General features: G+C 46.6%; 13 protein-coding genes and 1 riboswitch. Of the genes, 3 read left to right on the forward strand and 10 right to left on the reverse strand.

Going from position 1 to position 15426, the window contains the following annotated elements; all coding sequences use genetic code 11:
- Window positions 1–34 precede the first annotated feature (34 nt).
- Together D7V92_RS05625 and D7V92_RS05630 are read right to left on the reverse strand one after the other, a co-directional pair.
- Window positions 35–2155: a M3 family metallopeptidase gene (locus D7V92_RS05625; protein WP_057318720.1), complete on the reverse strand. Its 2121-nt coding sequence runs from the start codon at window positions 2153–2155 to the stop codon at window positions 35–37.
- Between the two features lie 164 nt (window positions 2156–2319).
- A complete protein-coding gene (locus tag D7V92_RS05630) occupies window positions 2320–2499 on the reverse strand; it encodes a hypothetical protein (RefSeq protein WP_005857938.1) in 180 nt (59 codons plus the stop codon).
- 108 nt (window positions 2500–2607) lie between these two features.
- Here D7V92_RS05630 and D7V92_RS05635 point away from each other — a divergent pair, with 108 nt between their 5' ends.
- The gene (locus D7V92_RS05635) at window positions 2608–3555 is read left to right on the forward strand and encodes a nitronate monooxygenase family protein (RefSeq protein WP_005857940.1); all 948 of its coding nucleotides are present in this window, start codon (window positions 2608–2610) and stop codon (window positions 3553–3555) included.
- 66 nt (window positions 3556–3621) lie between these two features.
- Here D7V92_RS05635 and D7V92_RS05640 read toward each other — a convergent pair whose 3' ends face one another.
- From D7V92_RS05640 to D7V92_RS05655, 4 genes are all read right to left on the reverse strand, one after another.
- Window positions 3622–4806, reverse strand: a complete 1185-nt coding sequence (locus D7V92_RS05640; protein ID WP_121772473.1) for a TolC family protein — start codon at window positions 4804–4806, stop codon at window positions 3622–3624.
- Window positions 4807–4811: 5 nt separating this feature from the next.
- Window positions 4812–7895 (reverse strand): efflux RND transporter permease subunit, encoded by a 3084-nt coding sequence (locus D7V92_RS05645; RefSeq protein WP_121772474.1) that lies wholly within the window; start codon window positions 7893–7895, stop codon window positions 4812–4814.
- A 15-nt stretch (window positions 7896–7910) separates the two neighbouring features.
- Complete coding sequence (locus tag D7V92_RS05650) at window positions 7911–9146, reverse strand: efflux RND transporter periplasmic adaptor subunit (RefSeq protein ID WP_008772502.1); 1236 nt, start codon at window positions 9144–9146, stop codon at window positions 7911–7913.
- A 78-nt stretch (window positions 9147–9224) separates the two neighbouring features.
- The gene (locus D7V92_RS05655; protein ID WP_005866454.1) at window positions 9225–9629 is read right to left on the reverse strand and encodes a DUF6769 family protein; all 405 of its coding nucleotides are present in this window, start codon (window positions 9627–9629) and stop codon (window positions 9225–9227) included.
- Between the two features lie 70 nt (window positions 9630–9699).
- On the opposite strand from D7V92_RS05655, the gene D7V92_RS05660 reads away from it, so the two are divergent.
- A complete protein-coding gene (locus D7V92_RS05660) occupies window positions 9700–10119 on the forward strand; it encodes a hypothetical protein (RefSeq protein ID WP_005866452.1) in 420 nt (139 codons plus the stop codon).
- A gap of 56 nt (window positions 10120–10175) precedes the next feature.
- On the opposite strand, the gene D7V92_RS05665 is transcribed toward D7V92_RS05660, so the two are convergent.
- The gene (locus tag D7V92_RS05665; RefSeq protein WP_005857953.1) at window positions 10176–10946 is read right to left on the reverse strand and encodes a sulfide-dependent adenosine diphosphate thiazole synthase; all 771 of its coding nucleotides are present in this window, start codon (window positions 10944–10946) and stop codon (window positions 10176–10178) included.
- 62 nt (window positions 10947–11008) lie between these two features.
- Window positions 11009–11105: riboswitch (TPP riboswitch) on the reverse strand.
- 400 nt (window positions 11106–11505) lie between these two features.
- Between D7V92_RS05665 and D7V92_RS05670 the strand changes: the two genes are divergently transcribed.
- Entirely contained in the window at window positions 11506–12834 is a 1329-nt protein-coding gene (locus tag D7V92_RS05670; RefSeq protein WP_121772475.1) for a hypothetical protein, read from the forward strand.
- 344 nt (window positions 12835–13178) lie between these two features.
- Here D7V92_RS05670 and D7V92_RS05680 read toward each other — a convergent pair whose 3' ends face one another.
- Genes D7V92_RS05680 through D7V92_RS05690 form a run of 3 tightly spaced genes read right to left on the reverse strand, consistent with a single transcriptional unit; the run spans window position 13179 to window position 15389 of the window.
- Complete coding sequence (locus D7V92_RS05680; RefSeq protein WP_005857955.1) at window positions 13179–13703, reverse strand: ParB/RepB/Spo0J family partition protein; 525 nt, start codon at window positions 13701–13703, stop codon at window positions 13179–13181.
- On the reverse strand, window positions 13687–14988 hold the full coding sequence (locus D7V92_RS05685; RefSeq protein WP_005866446.1) for a DUF3440 domain-containing protein: 1302 nt from the start codon (window positions 14986–14988) through the stop codon (window positions 13687–13689). The genes D7V92_RS05680 and D7V92_RS05685 overlap by 17 nt, the downstream gene beginning before the upstream one ends.
- Window positions 14985–15389 (reverse strand): hypothetical protein, encoded by a 405-nt coding sequence (locus tag D7V92_RS05690; protein WP_005866444.1) that lies wholly within the window; start codon window positions 15387–15389, stop codon window positions 14985–14987. Before D7V92_RS05690 ends, D7V92_RS05685 begins: the two co-directional genes overlap by 4 nt.
- Window positions 15390–15426 lie beyond the last annotated feature (37 nt).

Below are 15426 nucleotides of genomic sequence, written 5' to 3' on the forward strand. Positions count from 1 at the left end.
AGTTATGAATTATGAATTATTCTAATTATTCTTCTCATTTTAGCCCTCTGTTCTCCAACAACGGATCGATACTTGGTTGTTTACCACGGAAATTCACGTACATATCCATAGCATCATCGATACCGCCCGGAGTTAATACGTATTTACGGAATTTAGAGGCAACCTCCGGGTTGAAGATATCACCCGTCTCCTTATAAGCTTGGAAAGCGTCGCAATCCAACACTTCCGCCCAGATATAACTATAATAACCGGCTGTATATCCACCTTCCATCGTATGTCCGAAATAAGTGGAGCGATAGCGAGACGGAATCTGACGGATCAGACCACGATCGCCCAAGACCTTCGCCTCAAATTTCTCAATATCCAAATCGGCAGGGATCTCTTTCAATACATGATAATCCATATCCAGATAAGAGGCGGCCAGATACTCCGTCGTAGCGAAGCCTTGTCCATACTTGCCACTCTTGATCATCTTGTCTACAAGGGCTTGCGGTATTACCTCGCCGGTCTGGTAATGTTTAGCGTACACTTTCAATACCTCCGGCTCAACGGCCCAATGCTCATCGACTTGCGAAGGTAGCTCCACAAAGTCACGAGGCACATCGGACACGCCATAATAATGAACGTCGCAGAATAAACTATGTAGGGCATGACCGAACTCATGGAATACGGTCTCGGTCTCGTCGGCCGTCAAAAGCGCCGGTTGTCCCTCCGCCGGTTTACTGAAATTAAACACGGTAGTAACCACCGGGGCTACCCGTTTCCCATCTTTATACGTTTGTGAGCGGTAACCGCCGCACCATGCGCCACCTCCTTTGCCCGGGCGGGTAAAGAAATCCATATACAGCACGCCCAGATGCGTACCATCTTTATCCTTGCACTCGAAAGCGAGAGCGTCGGGGTCCGGTTTCGGGATGTCCTTGATCTCGGTAAACGTGATACCGTATAATTTATTGGCTACATAGAAGATGCCCTCACGTACATGTCCCAACTCAAAATAAGGACGCATCTCGTTCTCGTCCAAGTTATATTTCGCTTTCTTGGCTTTCTCGAAATAATAACGCCAGTCCCAGCCCTCGGCCTCGTAATTACCGCCTTCCTTCTTGATCTCGGCGTTGATATCGGCCAATTCCTCTTTCGCTTTCGCCAAGGCAGATGGCCAGATTTTATCAAGCAAGTCGTACACGTTCTTCTCGTTCTTCGCCATATTCTCTTCCAATACGAAAGCGGCATAATCCTCATATCCCATCAATCGGGCTTTCTCCAGACGAGCGGCAACCAGCTGCTTAACGACCTCCTTATTATCATTCTCATTATTATTGTTGCCACGATTCGTATACGCCTTGAAGATCTTCTCACGCAAATCACGCTTATCGGCGTATTGAAGGAAAGGCATCACGCTCGGATTATGGAGGGTAAACACCCACTTACCATCCAGACCATTCTCTTGGGCCGTTTGCGCCGCCTTGACGATCACGTCTTCCGGCAGACCGGATAAGTCCTCTTTATTATCGATCACTAATTGGAAATCGTTGGTCTCTTTCAGGGTATTCTGTCCGAAAGTAAGTTGGAGCATGGATATCTTCTCGTTCAGCTCACGCAACTTCGCCTGCTTATCCTCCGGCAGATTGGCTCCTCCCCGGACAAAACTTTTATAGGTTTCCTCCAACAGCTTCTTCTGTTCCTTATCCAGATGGAAGCTCGCCTGATTCTCATATACGGATTTCACCCGGGCGAAAAGCTTGGGATTTAAGCTGATATCATCCGAATGTTTGGATAAAAGGGGATAAAGCTCACGTTCGAGCTCTTGGATCTCGTCCGTGGTATTCACACTGGATTGGCCACCGAAAGCATACATTACTTTAGTAAGCAACTCGCCACTTTGGTCTAAGGCCACGATCGTATTCTCGAATGTCGGCGCATCCGGATTTGCCACGATCGCCTCAATCTCCTTCGACTGCTCTTCCATGCCTTTCAAAAGAGCCGGCTTGTAATGAGCCACCTCTATTTGGTCAAACGGAGGCACCCCGAACGGTGTCGTATACTCCGCAAAAAACGGATTGGGTGTAGCGCCTTCCGCTACATCGCTTTTCTTTGAGGAGGAACAAGCTCCCAAAATAACCGCTAAACCTGCGGCCATAAGCGTTTTATTCATGCCATTGTTATATTAGAATTACAATGGACAAAGATAACGAAGTTTTGCGTTACAATTCTATTTCAAATTGTTATTATTTAGAATCCGGAAAAAGATTTTCACAATTCACACAAAAAAGATCCCCAAAGGGAGATCTTCCCTTCGGGGACCCAATATGCATTCATTCAATGTTCAATCGAATCGCTCTCTATACCGTCCTCGATATTTTCATTTTCGATCGTTTCTTGTAAATCTTGAATGTCATTAGACGTGTAATCATCCGACAATACCGAATTGGTAGACATGGTCTCATCGTGAAGATCATCGCTCTCATCCCATAACGTTTTCATTATATTCTCTGGCATATCTCTTATATTTTAAAGTTATATGCCTATTCAACAACCTCGACAAAGAAATTGTTGTTCCAATAAAAATAGTTCACTAATTTTAGCGAGATTAACGCAAGAAATAATATGAATCGAATTTGTAGTCTTTTTGGTATTCAGTATCCCATCATACAGGCGGGAATGGTTTGGTGTAGTGGTTGGCGGCTAGCTTCAGCGGTTAGTAACGCCGGTGGATTAGGATTGATCGGGGCAGGCTCCATGCACCCGGAAGTACTCCGGGAACATATCCGTAAATGCGAGGCGGCGACCGACAAGCCTTTTGGCGTGAATGTCCCGCTGATGTACCCGGAAATCGATACCTTGATGCGGATATTGGTGGAGGAAAAAGTGAAGATCGTATTTACCTCCGCCGGTAACCCGAAAACATGGACAAAGTATTTGAAGGATCATGACATGACGGTCGTTCACGTGGTAAGCAGCTCTAAATTCGCCACGAAATGCGAGGAGGCCGGAGTGGATGCCATCGTTGCCGAAGGCTTCGAGGCCGGCGGGCACAACGGACGGGAGGAAACAACTACGATGTGCCTGATCCCCGCTGTCCGGAAAGCGACCTCTCTCCCCCTTTTGGCGGCAGGAGGTATCGGAAACGGTCAAGCGATGCTAGCGGCACTCGCACTAGGGGCCGATGGCGTACAGATAGGCACTCGTTTTGCCCTGACCAAAGAAAGCTCGGCACACGAGAATTTCAAGAAACTATGCTTGAATCTTAAGGAAGGCGATACGAAGTTATTATTAAAGAAACTGTCTCCTACTCGTCTGGTAAAAGGAGATTTCGCTACGGCAGTGGAAGAAGCGGAAGCCCGGGGAGCGTCCGTGGAAGAATTACGTGAGTTATTGGGCAAAGGACGTGCCAAGAAAGGAATCTTTGAGGGCGACCTAAAGGAAGGCGAGTTAGAGATCGGACAGGTAGCGTCTTTATTCTGGGAGGAATTATCCGTGGAAGAGGTGATGAAAGAATTGATCCGGGACTTTAAGCTATCCTTAGAGAACGTAAAAACACAGTTGTGTTCGTGAGAAAACACAACTGTATCTGTGGATAAACACAACTGTGTTCAAGAGAAAACACAGTTGTGTTCCTTATCATAATCGATACTTATACAATTGCGCCATGACCTTTTGGTATTGGTTTTGCAATTGCAGGTAGTTTTGCACGCTTTGGTAATAGGTCGTCACATCCACGAAATACTCGATCATAGAGATTTGCCCGGCCTGTATAGCCTTGTTCAACAAGACCAAGCTATTCTGCCTTTTCAGCACATCCTTATATTCATCGATAGATTTCTTTAAGGAGACAGACTGGTCATATAGCTGCCTCAACCCATTCTCTATCGTGAAAGAAGCGCTCTCCAACTGCATCTCCGTATAGCGGGCCTGAGCCTTCGCCTGTTTCACGTTATTACGGTTCGAGAACAACGGGATGGTGATTCCTACCAAGAAACCATTGAAACGCTCTCCACCCGAGGCGGGATTCATACGATACCCTAACTCAAAGCCGGGCAGACCTTTCGCCTTATTCACGCTCACCTGCCGAAGGGCTGTCGTCTGGTCGCTACGCAAAGTCTGTAATTGCGGATCGGATTGTATCGCCTCCGTTCTCAGCTCATCAAAGGAAAGCACCTCCCTATCCGGCAAGGCGTAAACCGTATCCGTAAACTCGATAGCGATACCGCCATTCAAGGTAGCCAGCTCCTGCAGCTTGGCAATACGGGAAGTCTCGTTCATCCGGGCCTCTGTCCGGGCGTTCAATAATTCCAGATCGATCTTGTTTGTCTCAAGGATATTCGCATCTCCTTTCTCCAAACGAGTCGCATAAAAAGCGGAAAGTTGCTCGGCGTTCCTAAGACGGGTATCCAATAGGTTCTTCTGCTGGTTCAACAGCACCAAATCTAGGCAAACCTCTTTCACCTGCAACAAGATTTGCTGACGAAAAGCCATCCCTTGACGATCCAAACCCGCGGATTTCGCCTTCGTCAGCTTATGCTTCCGGACATATACGGACGGGAAATCAAAGCTTTGGGAAGCCACGAACTCGCCCGTGAATCCCATCCCTTCTTTATTCCCCCAGAAATGCGAATAAGAGACCGAAGGGTCTGGCAAATTATTATCCAACTTCGCCTCCAGCTTCTGCGACTGGACCAACTGGCTGTTCGCCTGTAAATCCTTATTGTTCGCCTCCACGCTCCGGAGCACGTCCTCTATAGAAGTCTGGGCGGAAAGGCCGCCTGTCAATACAGACAAGGCGGCGACTATAATATATGATTTCATAAAACTTATTCTTTATTCTTGTTCATTATCAGATAAACAATCGGGATGATGAATCCGTTTAAGAACGTAGAGGTTAATAAACCACCCAAGATCACCGTCGCCATCGGGCTTTGGATCTCATTTCCGGGAAGATCGCCATTCAACGCCAATGGAATCAACGCCAAGGCGGAACTCAACGCCGTCATCAAGATCGGGTTCAAACGGTCTAGGGAACCTTGTATCACGGACTCTCGCAATCCCATTCCCTCTCCACGCAAATGCGTATAGTGGCTGATCAGCAGCATACCGTTTCGGGTAGCGATACCAAACAAGGAAATGAAACCGATAATCGCCGGGATACTGATCTCGCCGGAAGTAAGCCATAGGATAATCACGCCACCGATCAACGCCAACGGCAGGTTCAACAAGATCACGCCACTCTCCTTCACGTCCTTGAACTCATTGTACAGTAACATGAAGATCACCAATAACGACATCAACGACGTCAGCAATAAGGTACGGCTGGCCGCCGCCTCGCTCTCGAACTGGCCGCCATATTCGATATGGTATCCCTCCGGCAAACGGATATTAGCCTCTACCCGATCCTGTATCTCATTAACCACACTTCGCAAGTCACGTTCCGATACATTGGCGCTAATCACGATCTTACGTTGCACATTCTCACGATTGATCGTATTCGGACCGGTCACCGAACGGATATCGGCCACGTAGCTTAGCGGCACTTTCTGTCCGGCGGCATCGATCATCAGATTGCTAATATCATCCATCGTGGCACGGCTAGCGTCGGAGGTCTTCACGGTCAAGTCGAAACTCTTGCCATCATCGTACACCTGACTGACGGCCTCTCCTCCCAACATCACATTGATATATTCCTCGAACTCCGGCAGAGGAATGCCATATTTAGCCAGCAACTCACGTTTCGGGGTGATTGTCAACTGCGGACGCTCGATCTGCTGCTCTACCTTCAAGTCCACCAGACCCGGGATCGTTTGGATAGCGGCCTTGATCTGGTTACCGACCGTAAACATCAGGTTCAAGTCCGTACCAAACAATTTGATAGCGATATTCGCCTCCGTACCGGAAAGCATAGCGTCGATACGATGGGAAATAGGTTGCCCGATCTCTATATTAGCGCCGCTGATCGTAGATAACTTCTTGCGGACATCATTCATCACCTCATCCCGACTACGGTCTTGCAATTCGAAAGGAGCCTCGATCTCGGAAACATTCACGCCCAAGGCATGCTCATCCAATTCCGCACGACCGGTCTTCCGAGCTACAGTCTTTATCTCGGGCACTTGCAACAGCAACGCTTCCGCACGGCGTCCGATCTGATCCGACTCGTCCAAGGAAATTCCCGGAAGCGAACTTACGTTGATCGTAAAAGAACCCTCATTGAACGGGGGCAAGAAACTACGTCCCAAGTGAAAGAAGATCACCAAGGCGACCACAAACAAAGCGATCGTGGTACCTAGCACCCATTTCTGGTAAGCCAACGCAAACTCCAAAGCCCGTTTATACACCACCTTCAACTTCCGGGCTATCCAAGCCTCACGCAGTTCCTTCATTCCCGTCGCTTTACGGTTCAGCAAATAGCTACAAAGCACCGGGGTCAAGGTAAGCGCCACCACCGTAGAAGCAAACAACGCCACGATAAAAGCGATACCCAGCGGAACCAACATACGGCCTTCCATACCACTCAAGAAGAACAAGGGCACGAAGCTCACCACGATAATCAAGGTAGAGTTCAAGATCGGCATACGTACCTCACGGGAAGCGTCGTAAACCACCTCCAAGGTAGAGCGTTGCTGATCCGGAGGCAAGAGCCGGTTTTCCCGGATTCGTTTATACACGTTCTCCACGTCCACGATAGCGTCATCCACCAAGGAACCGATAGCGATCGCCATACCTCCCAAGCTCATCGTGTTAATCGTCAATCCCATGTAGTGCAATACGATGATAGAGACCAGCAAAGATAACGGCAAGGCTACCAACGAGATCACCGTCGTACGTATATTCATCAAGAACAGGAACAAGACGATCACCACGAAGAAACTACCCTCAAACAAGCTCTTCTTTACATTATTAATAGAGTTATCGATAAAATGACTCTGGCGGAATATATCCGTAGAGACATGTACATCCGCCGGCAAGTTCTTCCGCAAATCGACAACAATCTCGTCCAGCTTCTCCGTCAACTTCTCCGTACTCGTATCCGGCTGTTTGGTCACGGTAATCAGCACGGCTGGCTTTGTCCGCTCGGAAGCGGTTCCCAGCTTCGGGCTTTTACCGCCGATCTTAACCGTAGCGATATCACCCAGCGTAACCGGATACTCATTCACGGTCTTCACCACACCCTGAGCGATCTCTTCCGCCTTCGACGTAGACAAGACTCCCCGGATGATATACTCATTATCAAACTCATACAATACACCACCATTGGCGTTCCGGTTCATATTCCGACAAACATCCAACACCTCGTTCAACCCTACACCGTAGTGCTTCATACGAGCCGGGTCCAACAAGATCTGGTACTCCTTAATATCGCCACCGATCACGGCAACCTGCGCCACACCGCCCGTAGACAACAAACGGGGACGGATCGTCCAGTCGGCGATCGTACGTAAGTCCAACAAAGACGTGGAATCGGCGGTCAAACCGAGAATCATCATCTCACCCAAGATGGATGACTGCGGACCCAAGGTCGGTTTACCTACGTTCCCGGGAAGGCTCTCACCCAAGACTGCCAGTTTTTCGGACACGATCTGACGAGCCCGGTAAATATCCGTACCCCAATCGAACTCTACCCAAACCACGGAGAATCCGGTGGTAGACGAGGAACGCACACGCCGTACGTCCATCGCACCGTTCACGGCAGTCTCCACAGGGAATGTCACCAAGCGTTCCACCTCCTCGGGAGCCATACCGTTCGCCTCGGTCATGATCACGACCGTCGGGGCGTTCAAGTCCGGGAACACATCCACGTCCGTATTAAACGCCGTGTACGTACCCCAGATCATCAGCAATAGCGCACAAACCAAGATTACCAACCGGTTGTGCAATGAATAATAAATTATCTTATTTAACATGCAACGTCCCTCCTATTAATGGCTATGGCTATGAGCCGGTATCGCATTAGAAGCGGAAGATAACTTGATCTGGTAAGCGCCACGGGTCACGACCTCATCGCCCGGTTTCAATCCGGAAAGGATCTGTACCTCCGAGCCGTTATTCGCTCCCAGCGTCACCCATTGTTTCTTATAGCCTTCCTCATCCAGACGGATAAATACCGAATAAACGCCCTGCTCCTCGATAAGGGCGGAGACAGGCACGCTCAAGACATTCTCCATCGGCTTTGTCAACAAAAAGATCTCCACGAAAGAACCGGGGATAACCGCTCCTTTATTATCGAACTCGAAAGTCACCGGTACATAGAAAGAGTTCATATCGGAAGCCTTTCCATACGATAACAACCGTCCACGCAAATCAGACAATTTATAGAGAGCGTTATCATACGGAGTCATGAAATTAGCGGTTTGGATCATGGGAAGATCGTTGTAATACCTCTCAGACACGTCCGCACGCAATACCAAACGATTGTTTTGCGAGATCGTAGCCAAAGGCTGGCCTACGGATACATAATCACCCTCTTTCACTTGGATGTTCTTCAAGTAACCATTCAAGGGAGAGACTACAGACACACCTTTCGCCGTCTGTTTTCCCGCTATCGCCTCATAAGCGACCTTGGCGTTCTCGTAATTCAAGCGGGCCTGCTCGAAATCCTTGGCGGATACGATCTTATCGCCTACCAAGGCTTGCATACGCTCGTATTCCTTTTTCGCCGTCTCATAAGCGAATTTAGCCCTTGCCGCCACGTCTCCATCCGAGAGGGCGTTGGAAGCGATACTCAACACGGCCTGTCCCTTGCGTACCGCCGTACCATCTACGAATGGCAAGCTACCAAACGAGATCACGCCGGGGACGGTAGCGACGATCACGGACTCCTCCCCTTGCGCCGCCATTACTCGTCCGCTCGTCTTAATCACATCCGTGAAAGGAGCGGGATTAACCGTTACGGTCTGCAAACCAACGGCCTCGGCTAAGGCTTTCTTAAAGACAATCTCGCCGGGATGGGTACCACCAGCCTCATGCTCATGGTCATGGCCTTCGTGTTCATGTCCCTCATGATCATGATCGTGATCGTGATCCTCACCTTCATGCTCATGGTCGTGAGCCTCTAATTCATGATTATGCTCATCGTGTCCGGCTTGCGACGCATTTCCCGCACAACCGGCAAACAGGTAAGCGCACATCGCACCTACCAAATATATTTTCTTCATTGTGTAAAAAATCTTGATATCGTTAATAATAAATAGATAGGGGCAAGTCTGTCCTCACCCACTCTCACAAACGAGATATCAAGACATAGGAGGGGCACGAAGTCCCGAGGCACTCACTATCCAAGTGTCGTGCAGCGACTCAATGTAGGGGGCGTTCTCGTGATCAAGGAGCTGTCCGCAAAACGCCGGTTCAGGTGGATAAATGTAATCAAATAAGACGAGTAACGGCATCAGATGTATATCCACATCTCCATCCATAAAATGAGAAATATGCGTACTGAAATAGGCCAAGTTATGCCCGTCGCAACCGCAATCATGCGTATCAGTGCTTTTATCGCCATGCGCTTGCTCCGCAGTCAAGGATTGATAACAAGGCATCCCGTCCCGGTGATGATGGTGAGGGATAACCACAGAAAGCAATGCCAAGATGCCGGCCATCAGCACCACGTATTGTACAATCCTCTGTTTCATTTTCTCACGCATGGCACAAAGATAAGGATATTTTTCCGTTTTTTACATGAATGTTGTAAGTTTGCGGTAAATAAAAAGATAGATGAAGTTTGGAGTAAATAAAAAGGTATTATTATATACCGCCGGTTGCGTATGGATTTTCGCCGGTATCAATATCTTACGCATCGGTATCATCACATGGTTAAACGATACCCATTATTGGTTATTCAAGATCGGGGAAGCGACCATCGTTTTCTTACTTTTCTTCAATTTGGTCTTTAAACGGCTTTTCTATAAACATTCCGAACGGATCTCCCGGAAAAACGGGAAACATTGCCCGTTCTCTTTCTTCGACGTGAAAGGTTGGATTATCATGATCTTCATGATCGCTTTCGGGATCACGATCCGCACGTTCCATTTACTGCCGAATTCTTTCATTTCCGTATTCTATACGGGATTATCCACGGCGTTGATCATAACGGGATTCTTATTCTTGAGACAAGGAAAAACCGTTGGGAATTGAGAATTGAAAATTAAAGATACAACAATCTATAATTTTCAATTCTCAATTCTCAATTTTCAATTCCCAAGTTTTTCGCAGATCAACTCAGCAGCCTTCTTGCCGCTCATCAGCATGCCGCCAAAGATCGGTCCCATACGGAAGCTACCGCTTACGCCGTTAGCGGCCATACCGGAAACGAATAATCCCGGGTAGATCTCCTTCGTGTTCTCCACCGTCGTCTGCTCACCCAGCTCCACATTCAAGGAACGCTCGCCGATCACGCCTCCGGTCGGTGTATTCAATTGGATATCATTCTTACGGGCTACCACACGGGCAATCTCGCAATCATGCCCCGTACCTTCCAAGACAGCCTTAGCCATGATCGTCAACGGATCCACGTGCATCCCTTCACGGATTACCGGAGCCCAGTTCACTACCACACCGGCTACGGCATCGTTATGAAACACCACGTCCTCTACCGAATAGCAGTTAAAGATCGTAGCGCCCGCCTTCGTCGCCTGATAAATCAAAGCAGAAGTGGTATGTACCGAATCCATGATATACGTACCATTAGCACCTTCCTTATAGCTTACGCCCAATTCCTTGATAATCGGCATAGCCTCTTCCTGCACCACGATATCGTTGAACATCATAGCGCCGCCCCACATACCTCCACCGGGAGCCAGCTTACGATCAAACAACGCCACCTTCTTACCGGCTTTCGCCAAGAAATAAGCGGCCACGATACCGGAAGGTCCCCCTCCCACGATCGCTACATCCACAGACAAGTTGCTCTTCAACTTCTCGAAGTAAGAGTCAATGATTCCACTTGAAACAATCTGTTCCATCTTAATAACTAATTAAAGTTTAAACATCAGGGAGCACATAGAGGTAACGCCCCCTTTATTTCCTCGTTCTACCTTATTTTCCCTTCGCCGGCATTACCCGGATCAGGTTCGATGGGTATAATCTCAGCCCGTATGACTCGGGCACCCCTATGTGAAAAGTCGGGGGCAAATGTACAAAAAATTAGTATAACTGTACACCTTCAGGTTCCACTTCTATGTTTCCCCTCAATTTTTCCGTCATTCGGATGGATAATGTATAAGATGCCTTGAAGATTTGCCACCAATTTCATCGGGTACAATAGCCAATAACATTCATAATAAAACCATAGGTTATCAGTATAATTATCACGGTATGTTAGTCTTTTCCTTGTTGCAATGCAAATTCTTTGCAAAAATCATCGGTCAAATAATAAATATCTGTAACTTTGCTTACGATAAACGTAGTGGTATTAAATCTGTAAATCTTGTAATTAGGTAATTCAAACTTATAGTTTCTATCTCTGGTTTTCAATTTATCAACCAATATGACTCATATTAATCCTTATAAATCACTGCAATTATGTCAATGCATGCTATAGAAAGTTTGGTGGAATATTCCGTGATAACAACAGCGACCGCCTCTCCTGTTCCACCTTTGGCACAAAGTATTTGTTATAGTCTTTACCAAATCCAGAATCAACTGGACTGCGGGTACACGGTATTACGGGTTCGTGATGAACTGGAACAACTCGGTTATCTCTCTCTTTTGCCTCCTGAGCAATTGCCGGAGCCGGAGCGTAGCGAGGCGAGGCGGCTTGCCGTAGAGGGCGGTTTCTTGAAAGATGGTACTTATGTGGACGGTTGTTCCGGAAAGTGTTGTGTCACCGCAGGGACTGCGTTATGGAAAAAGCTGCTTGAGATGAGTGTTCTTCCTGTATCGGCAAAGGCGGAACTTCGGCTACTAGACCCTTTGGAATTGGCGGAACAAATTGTTCCCTTAGCTTCTAAGGCACTTGCCGAAGGGGATAAAAGAGGAGCCGATACGCTGGGACATTGGTACGCATTCTTTCCGCTACTTTGCGTAGTGGAAGGTTTGGACGATGACAATGCACCCGAACCGGAAAGAATCCAAGCGTTGCTCCGGCTGCTGGCAGTTCCCGAAGCGTTTGAAGTGGCAGGAGCCTATGGGAAAGAGATGGATTTCGATTTTGAAGAAGAGGAAATGTCTTTCCTTGCCGGTTGGGAGACCCCGTACAACCAGTGGAAAGAGAAACAGGAATCTCTATTTCCAGAATTTTGTAAACGCATAATGTACAAGCTTATAGAAAAGCATGATTTTGCGGAAGCCGACCGTTATGCCTCCCTTACAGGAAATGAAAATGATCCGTCACGCCTGCTCCACCGTTGCGTGGTCAGTTTCGCTTGCCACCAATGGCTGAAGGCACAAGAACCGGGCACATTGCCACCGGAACGCCTGCTCTCTCTCCTTGAGGTCAAAGAGGGGCTTGAGTACCTGAGCGGACTGCCGTTAACTGAGCAGGAACTTGCTACTTGCCGTATTTATTTGTTACAGACACTTGTATTGTTGGGTGATTATCCGGCTACCATCGAAATGCAGCGATCCCTGTTTACGGAAGCTATCGACAAACTGGAACAATACCCCGAAGGAGAGACAAAACAGATACAACAAATCGCATTATCCATCAGCTACTACCAAATGCTATACACTAATCTTCCGGACGATTATCCCTCTAAGAAAGAATGGATGCGAAAAGGCTTTCCCGGATTGATGGAACTACCCGGCATCAAACGGATATGTGGTGAACTGCTTCCTGAAATGCCGCAAATGGCAGATACGCTGCAAGGATATATGGAACAATGCGATGCCTTGATACAATATCTTAAATAAAAGAAGTTATGTGCTTTACCGTCAGAAAAATCAATATCATATTGTCGCTGCTGTTAGTGGTGGTATGTTCTTGGGGACAAGTAACGGATGCGAAGAATTTTACAATCACTCCGCAAACCGTAGTGAAAACCAATTTGCCCAAACAGGCTCCCTGCTTGTTTGAGTTGCAAGACATATTGAGAGAACGATTCGGGCAAAGCGCCATTATGGGAGGGTTACGGGCAAAAGGCAATTCGGTATCGAGCTTTGGGCAGACTCTGAGTTGGAAGGGAAAGAACATTATATACTCGATATATCGGCGAACAAACAAATTGCTCCTCAACATATTGAGAAATGTAAAAAGCTTAATCTTCTTCCGACCAGTCATCAGACCAACCGAATTCTTTATCCCGGAATAATTCAGCTAATCCCGAAATCTGCTTGAACCGAAGTAACTCATTTTTATCCATTCCAATATTACGCATGATCCACTTATCAGACATCCCAGATTTGACCAACTCCGTAACAATCTCCGTCATAAGTTCCAAGTTGTGCATCCCTCGAGCCCTGTTATGGCGAATGGTTGAAGCCATTCGGTTTGAAATATCTTTCTCAATCACCGTTACAGGCAACATTCCTTTCTCACGATCATAAATCCTTTGAGATTGCTTCATAACCAGATAACGATGATAACCATCTACTATCTCATATAAATCATCCTCTTCAAGATAATAACAGACGCAAGGCATCGTATAGCCATCCTCCCAAATGGAAAGTTCCAATAATCGCATTTCCGGTGGTGCCATGATATTAGGGTTATAGCTGTTGGCTACAATTTTTTCTATAGGGACAGCCCTAACACCATATGCCGGACTAACAAAGTTTCCCATGCTTATAAAAATTATATTTGTCCATTACTTCTTTTCTCATATCCCTCTCTCGTTTTGTCTGGGAAAAACCCATATACTTGCATGTATGATCGTTTTTCAAAATACAAACACACATACGTTTGTAAGTAGGGATTTCTTTAAACTCGGGTATATTGATATCATCGATATACTCCATCCGTACTGGTTTCTTATCCGTATGGTAAGCGGTACATTCTTCCACAATGATAGGAATATTAGCCGCCCGTAACTTAGCGATTGTCTCCTCACTGAGGCATCCCCCTTTTTCTCTCCAGAATTTACGGCTGACTCTTAACTTATTCAAATAGTTCTCACGAGTTTCTTCGGGTAAGGTATTTAGGAGAAAATACATATATTTCTCCCAAGAGAACCCGGCTGGGCACTTGATAGCCCTCCATCCCATAGCGGAGGTATTCCCATATATACCGGCAAAGCCAACACCGTTTACACGTCCAACCATCCGCCCCCACATGTCGGGATCGACAACTTTGTAAATGAACAGTGTGGATATCGCTTGGGATATGAATGGGCTCGCCACACGTTGCCGGGACAAAGGCACCCCTGCTTGATAATACAAATCATACAAATGATTATATGGCCAACCGAACTTTCCGTTCGCTATCCAGATATCCTGAGTTTTCCAATCATAAATAGGATATGCGTTATATATAGAATAATTCATTCTGCGAGTCCATTTATAATTAGCTAGTTTTCTGTAATTCTTATCACTATGTATGGCCCGCCACCTATTAAAACTCTCTTGGGTACGGATACCAACAAGGCAACATATACGCCGGCCCATTTTCCGTTGATACAACCAAAAAGGGAACATATTCTGAAAATCATAATCCCACATGTCCTCCTTGAAGAAGTCAAAGTCTTTCGCCCGGAGACATGAATGGGGCATCTCTCGAACCCAGATATCCCGGCACTCCTCGCTCCAAGGTCTCCAATATTGTTGAAACATAGATGTACATGTCTGGACTTTAAAAGGAACACAACAATGATAAATATCAAGGATATCGGAATTAGCGGCATAAACCTTTTCCACATATTCGGTCGTCTGGCTGTATTGAACCTCATAATCCATATGAAATACACCTAGTTTTCGTCCCGGAGCGTATCTACGAATATAATCTACACACAAATTCAACAGTACACCACTATCCTTTCCGCCGGAAAAAGAGACGTATACGTAATCGAAATAATCAAAAATGATCTTCAATCTTTTCTCTGTCGCCTCGTACACATCCATTCTTCGCATCATGACTCTACCTCCGGTAAATAATGCATTTTATCATAATTTTTCCACTCAACACATGTCTGGAACTTTTTTTGTGAGAACACTTTTACATGACGTTTATGCACAACAGCCATAAGTGAAGCTTGAGATGAAAAATCCTTTATGACTTCTTCAAGAAGTTCACTCAATACCGAAGGATCGTCACCACTCACGAAATAATTGTCTATAGAGTAATAGATATGTCCTTTTTTTACAGGCATAAAACCAACAACAGCCGTTTCATGAAAGGCTATATACCAAACGTGGCTACGAGATGTTTTAAAAGGGTAATTGTTATTTTGTCGCAAAATGGCTGGATTCATGACCAAAGGCGCGACAAGTTCATATAACAATTTGTCCGTTCCCTGCAATGTCATAATTTTCATGGTCTGCACTTAATAATATTACCATGCAAATTTAGGC

It is taken from the genome of Parabacteroides sp. CH2-D42-20, from assembly GCF_003670185.1.
GTDB classification, from domain to species: Bacteria; Bacteroidota; Bacteroidia; order Bacteroidales; family Tannerellaceae; genus Parabacteroides; species Parabacteroides distasonis.